The 16,174-nt window shown below is 57.3% G+C and carries 19 protein-coding genes and 1 tRNA gene; all 20 read right to left on the bottom strand.

Annotated features, from left to right (window positions below; all coding sequences use genetic code 11):
* Positions 1 to 161: 161 nt before the first annotated feature.
* Positions 162 to 1,250, bottom strand: a complete 1,089-nt coding sequence (locus SMD27_RS07115; protein WP_320507678.1) for a serine hydrolase domain-containing protein — start codon at positions 1,248 to 1,250, stop codon at positions 162 to 164.
* Between the two features lie 37 nt (positions 1,251 to 1,287).
* Positions 1,288 to 2,277, bottom strand: coding sequence for an ABC transporter ATP-binding protein (locus tag SMD27_RS07110; protein ID WP_320507677.1), 990 nt, complete (start codon positions 2,275 to 2,277; stop codon positions 1,288 to 1,290).
* Positions 2,274 to 3,275, bottom strand: coding sequence for an ABC transporter ATP-binding protein (locus tag SMD27_RS07105; protein ID WP_320507676.1), 1,002 nt, complete (start codon positions 3,273 to 3,275; stop codon positions 2,274 to 2,276). Before SMD27_RS07105 ends, SMD27_RS07110 begins: the two co-directional genes overlap by 4 nt.
* Positions 3,276 to 3,279: 4 nt before the next feature.
* Positions 3,280 to 4,158 (bottom strand): ABC transporter permease, encoded by an 879-nt coding sequence (locus SMD27_RS07100; protein WP_320507675.1) that lies wholly within the window; start codon positions 4,156 to 4,158, stop codon positions 3,280 to 3,282.
* A 3-nt stretch (positions 4,159 to 4,161) separates the two neighbouring features.
* Entirely contained in the window at positions 4,162 to 5,103 is a 942-nt protein-coding gene (locus SMD27_RS07095) for an ABC transporter permease (RefSeq protein ID WP_320507674.1), read from the bottom strand.
* A gap of 50 nt (positions 5,104 to 5,153) precedes the next feature.
* Positions 5,154 to 6,701 carry an ABC transporter substrate-binding protein gene (locus SMD27_RS07090; RefSeq protein WP_320507673.1) on the bottom strand — a complete coding sequence of 516 codons (1,548 nt, stop codon included), beginning with the start codon at positions 6,699 to 6,701 and terminating at the stop codon, positions 5,154 to 5,156.
* A gap of 62 nt (positions 6,702 to 6,763) precedes the next feature.
* Positions 6,764 to 7,888, bottom strand: coding sequence for an NAD(P)/FAD-dependent oxidoreductase (locus tag SMD27_RS07085; protein WP_320507672.1), 1,125 nt, complete (start codon positions 7,886 to 7,888; stop codon positions 6,764 to 6,766).
* A gap of 225 nt (positions 7,889 to 8,113) precedes the next feature.
* On the bottom strand, positions 8,114 to 8,728 hold the full coding sequence (locus SMD27_RS07080; RefSeq protein ID WP_320507671.1) for a helix-turn-helix domain-containing protein: 615 nt from the start codon (positions 8,726 to 8,728) through the stop codon (positions 8,114 to 8,116).
* Between the two features lie 268 nt (positions 8,729 to 8,996).
* Positions 8,997 to 9,072 (bottom strand) — tRNA-Phe (locus SMD27_RS07075).
* Between the two features lie 128 nt (positions 9,073 to 9,200).
* Entirely contained in the window at positions 9,201 to 9,407 is a 207-nt protein-coding gene (locus tag SMD27_RS07070; protein WP_320507670.1) for a DNA gyrase inhibitor YacG, read from the bottom strand.
* Complete coding sequence (locus SMD27_RS07065; RefSeq protein ID WP_320507669.1) at positions 9,397 to 10,407, bottom strand: ribonuclease E/G; 1,011 nt, start codon at positions 10,405 to 10,407, stop codon at positions 9,397 to 9,399. Before SMD27_RS07065 ends, SMD27_RS07070 begins: the two co-directional genes overlap by 11 nt.
* Positions 10,408 to 10,411: 4 nt before the next feature.
* Positions 10,412 to 11,062 (bottom strand): Maf family protein, encoded by a 651-nt coding sequence (locus SMD27_RS07060; protein WP_320507668.1) that lies wholly within the window; start codon positions 11,060 to 11,062, stop codon positions 10,412 to 10,414.
* Positions 11,063 to 11,089: 27 nt separating this feature from the next.
* Positions 11,090 to 11,308 (bottom strand): translation initiation factor IF-1, encoded by a 219-nt coding sequence (gene infA / locus SMD27_RS07055; RefSeq protein ID WP_026870679.1) that lies wholly within the window; start codon positions 11,306 to 11,308, stop codon positions 11,090 to 11,092.
* 131 nt (positions 11,309 to 11,439) lie between these two features.
* Complete coding sequence (locus SMD27_RS07050) at positions 11,440 to 11,883, bottom strand: arsenate reductase ArsC (protein ID WP_320507667.1); 444 nt, start codon at positions 11,881 to 11,883, stop codon at positions 11,440 to 11,442.
* A gap of 5 nt (positions 11,884 to 11,888) precedes the next feature.
* On the bottom strand, positions 11,889 to 12,398 hold the full coding sequence (locus SMD27_RS07045) for a UPF0262 family protein (RefSeq protein ID WP_320507666.1): 510 nt from the start codon (positions 12,396 to 12,398) through the stop codon (positions 11,889 to 11,891).
* A gap of 81 nt (positions 12,399 to 12,479) precedes the next feature.
* Positions 12,480 to 13,157, bottom strand: a complete 678-nt coding sequence (gene hisG, locus SMD27_RS07040; RefSeq protein WP_320507665.1) for an ATP phosphoribosyltransferase — start codon at positions 13,155 to 13,157, stop codon at positions 12,480 to 12,482.
* Entirely contained in the window at positions 13,154 to 13,690 is a 537-nt protein-coding gene (locus SMD27_RS07035; RefSeq protein WP_320507664.1) for a DUF2948 family protein, read from the bottom strand. Before SMD27_RS07035 ends, hisG begins: the two co-directional genes overlap by 4 nt.
* Positions 13,691 to 13,709: 19 nt before the next feature.
* Entirely contained in the window at positions 13,710 to 14,993 is a 1,284-nt protein-coding gene (gene murA / locus SMD27_RS07030; protein ID WP_320507663.1) for a UDP-N-acetylglucosamine 1-carboxyvinyltransferase, read from the bottom strand.
* A 44-nt stretch (positions 14,994 to 15,037) separates the two neighbouring features.
* A complete protein-coding gene (gene dcd / locus SMD27_RS07025) occupies positions 15,038 to 15,592 on the bottom strand; it encodes a dCTP deaminase (protein WP_320507662.1) in 555 nt (184 codons plus the stop codon).
* Between the two features lie 409 nt (positions 15,593 to 16,001).
* Positions 16,002 to 16,127, bottom strand: coding sequence for a hypothetical protein (locus SMD27_RS07020; RefSeq protein ID WP_320507661.1), 126 nt, complete (start codon positions 16,125 to 16,127; stop codon positions 16,002 to 16,004).
* Between the last annotated feature and the right edge of the window lie 47 nt (positions 16,128 to 16,174).

Below are 16,174 nucleotides of genomic sequence, written 5' to 3'. Positions count from 1 at the left end.
TCAAAGTTGGCGCCGAGAAATTCGGCGTCAGATCGAGCGAAGGCTATCACCCGAATCTCGCCATACGGAGCTTTATTAGGAACGTTATCGGCTCTATCAGCCGCTGAGCGACCGACAGCTAGCCGATGCGATGCATGCCCCCTCACCTCAATCTCACTGCATCAACGCAATGAGTCCCGGGCGGCATGGAAGATTTTGCCGAAGGGCTCGTTGACACCCTTCAAGTAAAAGGATTCGAAATCACCGGCGCCTGAATTCTGGATCAACATGGCAGTGATACCGGTTTTTTCATCCCGTCCCATCAGACTGGTATGACCGGGAATTTGGCCGAGATGGCCTTTCACATCGATGTCGCCATACCGCATTACCAGCAATCCGTGGCCATTGGCCACTACATTCGATCCAGGGAAATGGGCGGAATCGAGCTTGTCCTTCATTTCCGCCAGGACCTTGCTATTGAGAATGCGCCCATCGAACAAGGCGTTCAAGAAGATGACGACATCATGGGGTGTCGACACCATATCGCCAGCGGCATTGGCGCCAGACAGCGGGAACCATTCGGTCGAATCCCACACGCCATCGACAGGATCACCAGCCCCCGTGACATCCCACTGCGGCTTGGCGTCATCATCGGCATGCATATAGCCGCGTGCCTCGCGCTCTAAAGGAAACTTTTCATAGGTGCCGACCCAGGTATCGCTCATGCCCAGCGGTTCGAAGATCCGGCGGCGCAAATGCTCGGCATAAGGCCGGCCAGTTTCATGCTCGATCAGCATGCCGGCAAGCACATAACCTGTGTTGGAATACTCCATGCCATGCCAGGGCTCTTTGCGGACACCATGGGCAAAGGCGAAATCGACGATCTCCTTGCCACTCCAAACCTTGTCCGAAATCATCGGCATCGAGGTCTCAAAGTCGGGCAGGCCGCTGCGGTGGTTGAGGAGAATCCGCACCGGCATCTCTCCCGCTTTTGGGATATTCGGAAACCACTTGGAGATCGGTTCATCCAAATCGACCTTGCCGTCCTGCACCAGCAAATGTACGCCGGTTGCGATGAAGGTCTTGGTGCAGCTTGCAATCCTGAAGAGGTGATCGCGCCGCATCGGCTCCTTCTTGAATTTCTCGCTCAGCCCGCTGGTGACATAAGTCATTTCCGAACCAGGCAAACTGATCGCTAAAGAGGCACCGACCACGTTGCGCTTAATATGCTCATCGAGGATCTGCTGGATTTTCTTCTGTAGCTCGCTCATGGTCTCCTCCTATAAAGCATTCTTTCTTGTGGCCTGATCATAATGTCGCCGCAAAATGGCATCGCGACATATGGTCCGGCGTGATTGGAATTTCCGGCGGCGTCGTTTTGCATACTTCTTGTGCCATCGGGCAGCGCGTCCTGAACCGGCAGCCGCTCGGTATATTCATTGGTCCGGGGATATCTCCTTGCGTGACGGCCGCCCGTTTGCGCTTGACGACATCCATCTTCGGAACGGCGTTCAACAGAGCACGGGTGTAAGGGTGACGTGGCGACCGGAACACATCGTCCGAGGGCCCCGTCTCCATGATCTGGCCTAGATACATGACCGCGATCCGGTCCGACATGTGGTGTACGACACCGAGTTCATGGGCCACGAACAGCATGGTGAGGCCCAGCTCCTGGCGCAGATCGGTCAGAAGATTGAGGATCTGCGCTTGGATCGAGACATCGAGCGCCGCGACGGGTTCATCGAGCACGAGAAAACTCGGACGAACGGCAAGAGCTCTCGCCAGACCGGCGCGCTGTCGCTGGCCGCCACTCAGTTCGCGCGGCCGCCGCTCGGCCATGGCATCGGGCAAGCCGACCAGGGCGAGAAGTCGCTTCACCTCGCGCTCAATCGCTTCTTGCGGAACAATTTGGTGGAACCGCAAAACCTCGGCAATCGCATTGCCGATTTTCAGGCGGGGATTGAGCGAGGAATAGGGGTCCTGAAACACCATCTGCATGCGGCGCCGAAACACCGCCTTGCCCGCGACATCCTGTTCGGCGAATGTCTTGCCCTCGAACAGGATGCGTCCCTCCCGCGGTTTGTTCAGACCCAGGATCGCCCTGCCGATGGTCGATTTTCCACTACCGCTTTCCCCAACCAGCCCTAGTGTTTCACCCGGCTTGACATAGAAGGAAACGGCATCCACCGCTCGCACAGCGCGCGGCTGTCTGCCGATAAAGAGATCGGCAAGCGAGCGCTGCTTGGTGAATTCCACCACCACATTTTCAACGACAAGACTGGGAGCGGTCGCGGTCATGAGGCGAGCTTTCTTTCCAGTTCCGCCAGCCGTTCGGGAAAATGGCAGGCGGTTGCATGATCGTCATCCAATGACGCCAGGCAAATTGGCCGTTCCCGACACACTGCACTGGCAACTGCACAACGTGGTGCGAAAGGACAGCCCGGCAGACGTCGCGACAGGTCCGGTGGCTGACCGCCGATGCCGGCCAGCTTGCCGACGCGACCTTCGATATGCGGCATCGAGCGAAGCAAGCCATAAGTATAAGGATGCTTCGGCGATTTGAAGATCGTCGCTGCCGTGCCCATTTCAACGATATGTCCCGCATACATCACCGCCACCCGGTCGCATGTCTCCGAAATGACGCTCATATCGTGAGACACCAAGACGATGGACATGCCGGTCTCGCGTTGCAGCTCGACCAACAAAGCGAGAATCTGATCCTGAATGGTGACATCTAGTGCCGTCGTCGGCTCATCGGCCAGCAGCAATTTCGGCTTTCCCGCCATCGCCATGGCAATGACTGCGCGCTGCATCATGCCCCCAGACCATTGATAGGGATAATCATCGATACGCATCGCCGCATTGGGTATGCCAACGCGGTTTAGAATGGCGATGGCTTCTTTTCGCGCTGACGACCGGCCCAAACCCTTGTGAATACGCAGACCTTCCGATACCTGGTCGCCAATGGGCCAAACCGGGTTGAGGCTGGTCATCGGATTTTGAAACACCATGGCGATATCCTGGCCGCGAACACGCCGCATGCCGGCCGGCGTCAACTTCTGCAGATCCTGGTCCCCGAAGCGTATTTCCGTTGCCGTGACCTGCGCGGGCGGTGACGGCAACAGGCGTAGGATCGCCCGGCACAACACGGATTTGCCGCTGCCGGATTCGCCGACGATGCCCAGCGTCTCCCCCGACTTCACGGAGAAAGACAAGCGGTCATTGGCGGTGACCGTGCCGCGCGGGGTTTCGAAGCGAACCGTCAAATCCCGAATGGATAAAAGAGGCGATGTCATTGTTCTACACCGTCGTATGGTGACGTTCGCCAAGCCGCTGCGCCAGGCCATCGCCGATAAGCGCCAGCGCGACACCGGTCACCACGATGGCAAGACCCGGCAATGTTGCCATCCACCAGGCCTGACGAATGAAGTCCCGGCCCTCGGCGATCATCGCCCCCCATTCCGGGTTTGGCGGCTGGATACCTAGACCCAGGAAGCTGAGACCGGAAACCAGCAGAATGTTCAGCACGAAATCCGAGGCGGAAAAGACGATCGACGAGTTGATCACATTGGGCAAGCCGTGGCGAAAGATGATGCGTCGCCGGGGGAAGCCTAAAATCTGCGCCGCCGTAATATAGTCCTTCGTGCGTTCGACCATCATCTCCGCCCGTGCCAGCCGCGCATACATGGTCCAGGCCAGAATGAAGACGGAAATATAGATATTCTGCACACCCGGTCCGAGGATAGCGAGAATAACAATAATCAGCACCAGGAATGGAAATGCCATTGCGACGTCAATGATGCGCATGAGCGCGCTATCGAACACACCGCCCACATAACCGGCATAGGCGCCCAGGATCACACCATAGGTCATCGGCACATATGTTGTGATGAAGCCGATGACGAGGTCGATGCGGGCGCCAAAGAGTACGCGCGAAAAGATGTCGCGCCCCAGCACATCAGTCCCAAAAAGATGAGTCAAATTCGGCGGCATCAGGATGGCATTGAAATCCTGTTCGTTCGGATCGAATGGTGCGATCCAGGGAGCAAATATGGCCGAGAGCACGATCACGGTCATGATCGTGACACCCACTTTCAATGACGGGCTCCAGGAGGCGATTTCGCGCAACAATCCGCTACGACGTCTTCTGGTGTCCAACCCGGCTTCGAGAACAGTCATCGCTCAGCCTTTCAAGACGCGGCGATCGATCAGCATATAGCTGAGATCGGCCAACAGATTGACGATGACGATGAGCACACCGAACACAAAGGCCAGCCCCTGAATGAGCGGATAGTCCCGATAACCAACCGAGCGCACCAACAAGGACCCCAAACCCGGCAAGCCGAAAACGTATTCGACGATGACGGCGCCGCTCAGAAGCCAACTGATATTGACCGCCAGCACGGTGATGACCGGGATCAGCGCGTTGCGCAGCACATGTTTTGTGAGGATCCGCCATTCGGAAAGGCCTTTAGCCCGCGCTACCTCGATATGCTCCGACGTCATGACGTCGAGCATCGACGATCGCAGCGACTGGACGAGGATTGGGCCCAAAAACATCGCAATGGTCAAAGAAGGCATGAAGAGGTGATGCAGTTTTTCCAGCGGCGTCGTACCGATGCCGGAAATCGGAAACCAGCCGAGCCAAAGTCCGAAACACAGCATTAGCAGAAGTCCAATCCAGTAGGACGGCATCGCAAAGCCGACGATGCTTCCCAGGCGAATGACCGCATCGCCCCAGCTATTGCGATAGAAAGCAGCAACAAGCGATAGCGGCACTGCGATAAGGATCGACAGCACAGTGGAAAATCCAAGCAGCATCAATGTCGGCCAGAGCTTTTCCAGTACAAGACTGGTCACCGGCGCCTTTTGAATGAGGCTCATGCCCAGATCACCCGCCAAAGCATGGCGAACGAAATCGAAATACTGCACCACCAGCGGTCGGTTCATGCCGAGATCCTGATAGATCTTGGCCACCTCGCTATCGTCGATACGGCCATGCATCATGATGCGAATGGGATCGCCTGGAACCAAATGAATCGTCATGAAGACGACGATCGTCACGCCAATCAACACCGGAATGGCGTGAAAAAAGCGCTCGATAATGTAGCGAAGAATCTGCATGTCATGCCTGATGGCAACGCCCGACAGCGAGCGTTGCCGTCATCATCCTCTTACTGATCCAGCCAGACGTCCCGCAACCACCACCAGCCGACGGTCAAGTTCTTCCAGTTTTTGACCGAATTCTTGTAGCCGTTGACATAGGGCAGGAAATTGATCGGCACACTATATCCATCCTGATAGACGATATTTTGCACCTTACCGTAGAGCTCGGCCCGTTTCGCCTTGTCGGATGTCTGCCGGGCCTCGGCGAGAAGCTTCGTCACCTCGTCATTCTTGTAATTCGAGAAGAAAGCCGCGGTCGCCCCCGTGCCGTCTGCTTGAATGCTGGCAAGCTCATCGTCATCGTTGATATCGGAGGTGATATAGCTGACATAGGCTTGATAATCGCCCTTCTGCGTCATGCTGAAAGCGGTCCCCACGTCATATTCGACGATTTCCACCTTCAGGCCGGCTTGTGACCAACCTTGTTGCAAAATGGTCGCGATCGTGCGGAAGGGTGCGTTGCCGGTATCGACCATGATCTGGATCGGCGTTCCGTCATATCCCGCTTCCTGCACCAATTGCTTGGCCTTCGCAAGGTCATACGGGATCTTTTCGACCTTATCCGACCAATAGTTCACCTTCGGCATATAGGAATTCGGAATTTCACCATAGCCGAAATAGACGGCCTTCATGATCGCATCGCGATTGGCGGCATAATTCAAGGCGAGGCGAATCCGCTTATCATCCAGGGGCTTCTTCGCATGGTTCAGATAGACATAATCCAACCGGTAAGACGGCGATACTTCCAGCGTCGCTCCGTCGACAGCCTTAACAGCTTGGGCCTGATTGAAGGGCACGGCCAGAATGACGTCGAAATCACCGTTTTGCAGGCCAAGAACGCGGGAATTGCTTTCAGGCACGTATTTCAAAACGACTTTATCGACATAAGGCAGCGGCTTCCCATCGGCACCTTTGCGCCAATAATGCGGATTGGGCACCATGACGACCTGGCTGCCGCGTTCATAACTTTCCACCTGGAAAGGACCGGTACAGACAGGCTTCTGCCCGAAGGCGGTCGGATCTTTCTCGTAATCGGCCTTGGAGACGATCGAGGCTGAGAAGAGGGACAGCGCGGATTCAAGCGCCGCATACGGTTTCTTCAACGTAATGCGGAGCGTTCTATCGTCCATCTTGTCGAAGGATTTCACGGCTTCGAAAGCGAATCCGAAAGAAGCCTTTGGATCGGACACTTTCTGGAGAGAGAAGATCACATCCTCCACCGTTACCGGTGCTCCATTGCTGAACTTGACATCGGGTCGAAGCTTGAGATCAACCGATAGCCTATCGGAGGCTACAGCCCAAGACTCAGCAAGACCAGGCTCCAACCCCTTGCCGGTTGCATCTGCCAAAATCAGCGGCTCGCAGATCTGGGTGATGTTATAGATCGATCCGTTGTCCGATGGTGTAAAAGGATCGAGCGTCAACGGCTCATCCGGACGGGCGATTGTCAAGGTTCCGCCGCGCTTGACATCGGCCGCAGATGCATCGATCGAAGAACCGGCGATAATCGCGCTCAACGCCACGGCGCTAAGCATCAAATTCCGAATCTTGGGCATGGCCCTCTACCTCCCTTTGTTTGATTATTTGCAGCGATCCTTCGTGGGACCGTTCTAGTCATTCATGCGGAAAATCGAGCCGGACTCAGCATCTCCCCTGTTATGCCAAGATCCTGCAACTCGCTCGGCAAAGCCAGTCCACCGACCAAATTGGCCGCCACACGCGACAAGGCAACGGCGGTCTGGAATCCGTAGCCGCCCTGTCCGGCCAGCCAGAAGAATCCACCGATGGACGGATCGAAGCCGGCAACCGGACTCTTGTCTTTCGTGAAGGTGCGCAGCCCCGCCCATTTGTGCTCGATACGGCGGATGTCCAGCATCGTCGCCGCCATGACCCGGTCCGCAGCGATCGCGACATCCAGCTCATCCGGCTGCGCATCAACCGGAAGGCTGGGTGTTTCGTCTGCCGGTGAAACCAGGATCAGTCCCGCATCGGGTTTGAAATAAAAACTTTCACGCGCACCAATTACCAAAGGCCAGCCTTCGATGCGCAAAGATTGATGCGGTCGAAATAGAAAAGCCGTCCGTCTTTTGGGCATCAGGCCGATAGCCGTTGCTCCGCCCATGGCCGCCACCTGATCCGCCCAGGCACCGGCGGCATTGACGATGATCCCCGCCTTCAATTCGCGATTGGGGAGTTGAATCCGCCAACCATGCCGCTCCTTCTCTAGGCCGGTGACTTCCGCATCCAACAATATCCGGCCACCGGCCTCGCGAAGCTGACGCAGAAAGCCTTGCAACATGCCATTGGTATCGATATCCCGCGCATCGGGTTCATACACGCCGCCGGCAACATAATCACGCCGGATCACGGGAACGATCTGCAACACCTCATCGGCATCTATTCGCCGCACTGATGAGACGAGGCTACGCGCCGACTCAAAAGCCTGATCCAAAAGCGCCGTATCGGCCTCCCCGCCGATATGCATTGCACCGCGTGGTGTCAAAATTGGTGTCGTCGTGAACCCCGCCGGGGAAGATTCAAGAAAGGCACGGCTGGCAACAGTAAGCGCCCGCACCACTTCATTGCCGTAGATTTCCGAGAACAAGGCCGCTGACCGACCCGTTGCGTGATAGCCGGGATGCGATTCACGCTCACAAAGAATGACAGAATATTTCTGCGCGAGCTGCGCCGCTGCCGATGCACCGGCTATCCCGCCGCCGATAACGGCAACGTCGTATTCCACCTCAGGCGCCCCTTATTATTTTGCTGATCTCCTGCCTTAGGTCGGACGATTGCATATTATTTTCGTATTGGTCAATAAATTTCCCGTTCGGAAACTTGCTCATAGCACTCGTCTCGACGCTGCAAGGGTGCCCTACGCTGCAAGCGTTCGTCTCGTCAGGCGATGGTACAGGAGTGCGCGCTCCCCATGATGCAGATATCCGAATTGATGCGCGCGATAAGAGTTTTATTCGGTTGGCCGGAATAAGCTGATCAATGTCTTTTGCAGATCCGGCTGGGCGCTTGAACAAACACCGAGCACCAATGCGTCCGCCTTACCGATCGCCAGATAGGCATGGCCCATCGTGCTGTCGAGATAGGTGCTCTCGCCGGTCTCCAGGCGTACCGGTTGGTAATGTTCGGTATGGACTTCGATAGCCCCTTCGAGAACGAAAATGAATTCTTCGCCGGAGTGTCGGAGCAATGGACCAAATTCTTCAAGGGTGCGAGCGCGAACGCGTGTCAGCACCGGCACCATGCGTTTCCGGGTGATATCCGTGCTGAGGTAGAGATAATCGTAATTGTGCGTTGTTTGGCGTAGGCCGTCATCCCGGCGATTAACCGAGCGGCGCGCTAATCCCGTGCCATGCGGCTCACCCAAAGCGAGAAACTCGGCAATGTTAAGCCCGAGGCCTTCGCTGATCTGCTGGATCTTGTCATAGGTCAACGACATCTGATCGTTTTCGACCTTTGACAGGGTCGATACGGCCACTCCGGTTTGACGACTGACATCCTGCAACGTCCAGCCATGCCGGCGCCGCAGTACCTTGAGATGTTCGCCAAGTTTCGGATGAGACGCCATAAACCGATGATCCACGCAACAATGCCCAGCCCCCGTTAGAGGCCAGACATAGACAATCGATAGGTCGAAGACAAGTTAGCGTATCGGAAAATTGGCCCATTGGGGGGCTTTATCGACATGATGAGCGCCAATCCCCTCAGCCGGATACAGGCGTGCAACAACCGGGAGCACCGGGCTCCCGATCATTCAGCAAAGCCATCTCCGGTGAGCAGCAACTTACTTCGAAGGGAAGCTTCTAATTTGATGAGGTTGGAGCATGAACCGCAAGTGGTGCCCAGGGGCGGAATCGAACCACCGACACGGGGATTTTCAATCCCCTGCTCTACCAACTGAGCTACCTGGGCATCCGTGCGACGGACGCTGTTGCGTCTGCAAGATGCGGTCTTTTAATAAAATTCGGAGACCTTGTCTAGCACCGAATTGACAATCACATTAATCGTTCAAACGCTTGAAAGCATACAATATTTCTACTTCAGGATTCGTCCTCCCCGGGCTCGCCCGGGGGCTCCGTAGGGCTTTCGTCCGGTGAAATTCGATAGCGTTCCCCCAACCAGCGGCCGAGATCGATGTGCTGGCAGCGTTGCGAACAGAAAGGCCGGAATTTTTGCACCGGCGGCTTGCCGCAGATCGGGCATTTGCCGCCTTTTGGCGCAGCGTTTGCGGTTTCGTCAGATGGCATGGCGGTCATCCATCCCTCGCGGCTTGATCACATCCCGCCACATCTCCGCCAGGCCGACCCCCGTGCGCTTGCGCAAGACTTCGACCAGACCGAGCCGGGACATATTGCCAACCCATTCGATCGCCGGATCAATGCCGACGGCATCGCGCAACGTATGGATGACCTGGTCGCGTTTATTGCGGTTCTGCAAATCGATGAAATCAACAACCACGATACCGCCGATATTACGCAAAGCAAGTTGGCGCGGCACTTCGCGCGCTGCGGCAAGGTTGACGGACAAGGCGGTCTGCTCAATCCCGGAGCGCGCCGTTGCCGCCGCCGAATTGACATCGATCGCCGTCAAGGTTCGCACCGGCTCCACCAGCAATGTTCCACCGCCGGGCAGCAACACCTCATCTTCCAGTGCCTCGGCGATCGCATCCAAGGCCTCGGCACGACTGGTCGCCCAATCGCGCAAGGCCTCGTAACGGACACATCCGGCCAGCTCAGGTATCTGGACCCGACACCAGTCAGCGATGCGATCGGCATCCACCCGGCGGGCACAAACGATCTCTTCGATCGATTGCAGCGCCAGACCTTGCAGCAGGCTCTGCCAAGCTTCCGGCGGCGGCACCAGGCAGCAGGGCGCTGTCCTGCCTTGGCGCAAGGGCGTGACATCCACCGTGGTGGCCAGGCTCATGGACAGCCGGACGCCCTTTTCTTCGCGGGCATCGCGTTTGATCTGCACCACCACGGTCTCGCCCTCGGTCACACTGCCATGTTTCTTCAAAGGCAGCAGCCCAGGACGATCCAGGCCGATCTCGACAAAAGCCGCGTTCAGGCTGGGTTCCAGTTTAACGATGCGGCCGAGATAGATCGCACCAAGCAACGACGCTGCGCCTGGTGCAACGCGCCAGGCCTGGACCAATTGGTCATCGACCCAGCGGAACAGCTCGCTGCCGTTTTCCGGTCCAGCGAGATATATGCGGCTTGCGCCCGAACTTCCGAATACTTTCGTCATCAACTCACCAGTCGATGCCATTTCCCTGCAGCATCGCCGCCAGATCCGGCAAGGAGAGGCCGACAACATTGCTATAGGAACCAATGATGCCGCGCACAAAGACCGCCCCGCGCCCCTGGATGGCATAGCCGCCGGCTTTGCCGAGCCATTCCTGGCTCGCCAGATAGTGCGCGATTTCGGCTGCCGATAATTGCTTAAAGATCACCGTGGTGGAAGCCACCCGTAAGAGATTGCGGCCATCTGGCAATGCCACCGCGATACCGCCCAAGACGCGATGCCGCCGGCCGCTCAAAAGCCGCAAGCATTGCAAGGCCGTTGCTTCGTCTTCCGCCTTTGGCAGAATGCGCCGGCCGCAGGCAACCACTGTGTCAGCCGCCACCACCACAGCGCCGGCATGCCGCGCCAACGCGGCCTGCAGTTTCTCCAACGCAACACGCTTGGCGTAATCACGGGGCAATTCGCCGCGACGAACGGCTTCATCGGTGTGAGGCGGATCAACCAGATCCGGCTCCAAACCTATCTGGCGTAACAGATCCAATCGTCGCGGCGAGGCAGATGCCAGTACGAGACGAATCGGCTTGCCTCCCGCACGTATGCGCGGCGCCTCGGCTTGTTTCTGATCCTGATGAGACGATGACAGAACTGCACCCGTCATGACTTGAATCGCATGGGGTGCGCCGGATTACTTAAAGCGGAACGTGATCCGGCCCTTGGTCAGATCATAGGGCGTCATTTCGACATTGACGCGGTCGCCTGCCAGCACGCGAATTCGGTTCTTGCGCATCTTGCCCGAGGTATGGGCTAGAACTTCATGGTCATTATCCAGTTTCACCCGAAACATGGCATTGGGCAGCAATTCCGTGACCGTGCCCGAGAACTCAATCAAATCTTCCTTCGCCATTCGCTCTCCTTCCGCGGAACTGGGCGAGTCAATCTCAGCCTGCAGAACCCCGCGATTTGGGCGCGGATCATACTCAATCCGCGGAAATCCTCAATCGACATCGCTAAGATGCCGCAATTTCATTGTTTTTCCTATATTTTAGGCGCGCCAATAACCGGAAAACGGGTGCGGATCCGATTCAATAGGCCGTCCCGGACCTGACGATAGGCTTCCAATCTCTCTTCGCGATTTCCCTCATAAATACTAGGGTCAAAAGTATGCCAGAATTCGACCTCGCAGGACATCGTCCGCACCATGTCAACGGCCTTGTGCTGAGCCTCCGGCGACAGTGAGATGATCAGGTCGAAGGACGTATCCTCCAGATCATCGAAGGTCTTGGCCCGATGGCGGCTGAGATCGATTCCCAGTTCGTCCATTACGGCCATGGCAAAGCCGTCGATTTCCCCGGCCCGGACACCGACGGAATCGACAAAGATCCGCGTCCCATGCAACTGCTTCAGCAATCCTTCTGCCATCGGCGACCGGATCGAATTATAGGTGCAACAGAAGAGGACGCTGCCCGGCAGGCCCGACATATCGTTCAGGTCCTGAAATACAAGGTGCAGATCAACGTGAAGAGCCGGCGCGCTGTGTTGGTGTCCATCTCGACTTTGCCCGCCAAACGGTCACGCAACACCTCGGAACCTTCGTTATGCAAGCCACGGCGGCCCATATCGATCGCTTCGATCTGGGACGGGCTGGCGCGCCGGATGGCGGCGTAATAGCTGCTGCAGATATCGAGGTATTCCTTGACGATGCGCCGTAGAGGCGCCAGCGAGAGGATGAAGCGATAAAGCTCCTGATCTCCGGTATCGCGGATGTCGAAGACCAGTCGGTTCTCTTCAATCGATAGAATCAGGTGGTAAGGCCCCTGATGCTCGATCGCAGGCACAAACTGGTTCTCCTCGATCAGATCGAAAATCGCGACGGCACGCTCATTCTCGACTTCGGGACTGCGCCGAGCCGTGCTGTCTTCATCCAGTTGAATCTTGACGATGCATTGTGTCGCCTTGCTCGTCGCAATATTGTCGGCATCCGAGCCAGCTGCCATCGTGTCGTCCTCTTCCCCCGACCAAGTAGAGCATTACATCGCTCCCAAGCGCCTTACCGACCTACGATTGGCAGACGGCCGTCAATCGGCATCCACCGCTCGACGCAACTGCTCGATCCAGCCGCCGATCTCCTCGGGATAAGTCTTAAGTGCCGTCCGGTTCACGACCAGACGCGAGGTGACGTCGGCGATGTGTTCAACTTCTACAAGGTTATTGGCCTTCAAGGTCGCACCGCTCGACACCAGATCGACAATGCGTCCCGCAAGCCCCAAGGTCGGCGCTAATTCCATGGCGCCCGACAATTTGATGCATTCGGCCTGAACCCCACGCGCCGCGAAATGCGTTTGGGTCACATGCGGATATTTCGTTGCGACGCGAATATGCGACCAGCGTTCCGGATCATCGCTGGCCGACATGGAGACGGGTTCCGCAACGGCCAGACGACATTTCCCGATCTTCAAGTCGACCGGTGCATAAATCTCCGGATAGTCGAATTCCAACAGGACATCATTGCCGGCAATGCCGAGATGCGCCGCGCCGAAAGCAACGAAAGTCGCGACGTCGAAACTGCGCACGCGGATGATTTCCAGGCGCGGATCACTGGTGCGGAACCGCAATTGACGCGATGCCTCATTGTCGAATTCCGCCTCCGGCACAATGCCGGCTTCCTTCAGCAAGGGCATCGCTTCTTGGAGAATGCGGCCCTTCGGTAAAGCGAGAACGAAAGTATCGGCTCCGGCTCTTGAATAGGCCGTCATCGTATCGGCTCGCTGTCCCGCTTTTTGATCGCCGCATCCTTTGCCGCCGACAGGCCGTCCTCATGCTGCGGACGCCATTGGGTGGGCCAGGATTCGCCGAGATCCTGCATGAAGAGGCTGAGCGCCTCGACTTCCAACTGGATGATGCCGCCGCCGGCAAATACGAAGTCCAACTTGTCGGCATCGAAGCGGATCGTCAGCAGGTTGAGGAATTGATCCGGCTTGCTCCGATCGATACCGCGGCTGCGCACCGACAGGACCCGGTCGATGCACAGGCCGGTATGTATCCGCTGATGGGCATTGGGATAATCGCCGTCATCTTCGAAAGAGGCATCCGTCTGCTTCTGGCCGGCCGGAATCATATCCGCGCGCGGTTTTTCCCACCGAAACCGGTTGACGAGCAGGATGAAGCGACGCTCAGCCGGCAGATATTTCATCTCGTTGAGCGGCACCAGCGCATCCTGCAGGCAGGAGGCGACGACCGACAGATCCTCGGCATCCCGCGCAATCAGTTTCAGGCCCTGTGTCGCCATCCTGTTCGTCTCCGCCTGATTATTCAGCCGCCGCCTCGGTCAGGCGTTCGATCTCTGCGCCGCAAGCGGCCAGCTTCTGTGTCAGCTTTTCATATCCGCGGTCCAAGTGATAGACCCGATTGAGGATCGTATCGCCCTCCGCTACCAAGCCGGCCAAAACCAGGGAAACACTGGCCCGCAGATCGGTCGCCATGACCGGTGCGCCCGTCAGCCGTTTCACGCCGCGAACCATCGCCGAAGCGCCGTGAACATTGATGTTGGCACCCATCCGGGTCAATTCCGGCACATGCATGAAACGATTCTCGAAGATCGTTTCGGTGATCATCGAAGCACCCTCGGCAGTCGCCATCAGGGCCATCATCTGGGCCTGCAGATCGGTCGGGAAACCGGGATAAGGCTCGGTCATCACATCGACGCCGGTCAGCGCGCCATTCGCCCGCGCGATTTTCAGACCACGCTCAGTTTCCGTACAAGTCACGCCGGCCTGGGACAGGCTGGCCAAAGCCGAGCCGATGAGGTCGTGCCCAATACCAAGCAACTCCAGCTCACCACCGGTGATGGCCGCCGCCATGGCATAGGTGCCAGCCTCGATCCGATCGGCCACCACCCGATGCGTCGTGCCATGCAGACGCTCGACACCCTGGATCTTCAGGTGATTGGTCCCGACCCCCTCGATCTTCGCGCCCATGGAAATCAGGCAGTGGGCAAGATCGTTGATTTCCGGCTCGCGTGCGGCATTGATCAGCTGGGTTTCACCCTTTGCCAGAGTCGCTGCCATCAGCAGGTTTTCCGTGGCGCCGACCGATATCTTGGCGAAATTGATTTCCGCGCCATGCAAGCCTTTGGGCGCATAAGCGCGAATATAACCTTCCGCCAGCTCAATCTCCGCGCCCATCTGCTGCAGGCCTTTGATGTGCAAATCCACCGGTCGGGTGCCGATTGCACAACCACCCGGCAGCGACACCTTGGCCTCACCGTGGCGCGCCACCAGCGGCCCGAGAACCAGCACCGATGCCCGCATCTTGCGGACCAGGTCGTAGGGCGCCGTCGTGTCGGTAATGTTCTGACCGTTCAGCAGAATGGAGCGGTCCCTCCCCGCCAACCGCGTCATGACTTCAACGCCGTGCTGAACCAGCAAATGGGTCATGGTGTTGATATCGGCGAGATCCGGCACGTTATCCAGCCGGACCTGCTCATCCGTCAGCAGACAGGTGGTCATCAATGGCAGCGCCGCATTCTTGGCACCGCTGATTTTGATCTCTCCCTTTAAAGGACGACCACCGCGAATTCGAATTCGATCCATCAATTGTACCTTTACCCAGACCCCCGTCTGATCCCCGAAATTATTTAAAGTTTTGGCAGCGTCACACCGCGTTGCTTCATATATTTGCCGGCGCGGTCCCGATAGCTGGTTTCGCAAGGCTGATCGCCCTTGAGGAAGAGGAACTGACACGCCCCTTCATTCGCATAGATCTTGGCCGGCAGCGGCGTCGTATTGGAGAACTCCAAGGTAACGTGACCTTCCCATTCCGGCTCCAGCGGCGTCACATTGACGATGATGCCGCAGCGGGCATAGGTCGATTTGCCAAGGCAGATCACCAGCACATCGCGCGGGATCCGGAAATACTCCACGGTGCGGGCCAAGGCGAAGGAGTTCGGCGGGATGATGCAGACCTCCGTTTCGCGGTCGACGAAGCTTTCCGAGGAGAAGTCCTTCGGATCGACAACGGCGCTGTTCACATTGGTGAAAATCTTGAATTCCGGCGCCACCCGCGCGTCATAGCCATAGGATGAGACACCGTAGGAGATCACCCCTTCCCGTTTCTGGGATTCGACGAAAGGCTCGATCATGCCGTGCTTCAACGACATTTCGCGAATCCAGATATCAGACATAATCGACATAAAGCGGGCATCCTTGCGCGCGGTTGAACGGGCGACTCCAAACAGTCACGAAACGGCCGGAGATGCCCGTTTTTACTGTATGGATGCCCCCGGCTCAAGCGCCGCGCGGCGGCCTTTATTCCCCCGAAGTCCGATCTTGCCGACCGCGTTTCTGCGATTTACGCCGCAGGAGGTTGCGGCGAAGCTCTTCCGCCAGGCGAACCTGACGGGCCACAGCATCGGCGGCCGCCTTGTCAGAGGGTCGCGGCTTGGCCGGTTGCTCCCCACGGGGCTGTTCCGCCCCAGGCTTCTGATCATCGGATTCCATGCTCGGTCCCATGTGCCATCACGGCCTATGTGCTACCAAGCTGATATTAAAATATCAATTTATTGAATCAAAAGGATATTACTGTTGGCTTGACCGCACAGACTAACCTTCGCTGAGCTGCGCCCGCGCCGCGCGTTCGTCCCAGATACGGTTGAACTGCTTCACGTCATACATGAATTGCCGCCGTAGCGAGGCTCGATTCCACCACCCACGAATCCGATTCAACATGACGCGTCACCCTCGGTTCCCTAACAGCTATTGCGAGGGGATAAACC

Origin of the sequence: Dongia soli (assembly GCF_034044715.1) — a bacterium.
In the GTDB taxonomy this organism is placed as follows: domain Bacteria; phylum Pseudomonadota; class Alphaproteobacteria; order Dongiales; family Dongiaceae; genus Dongia_B; species Dongia_B soli.
The sequence above is the reverse complement of the archived record's forward strand: the minus strand, read 5'-3'. Positions and strand labels throughout refer to the sequence as shown.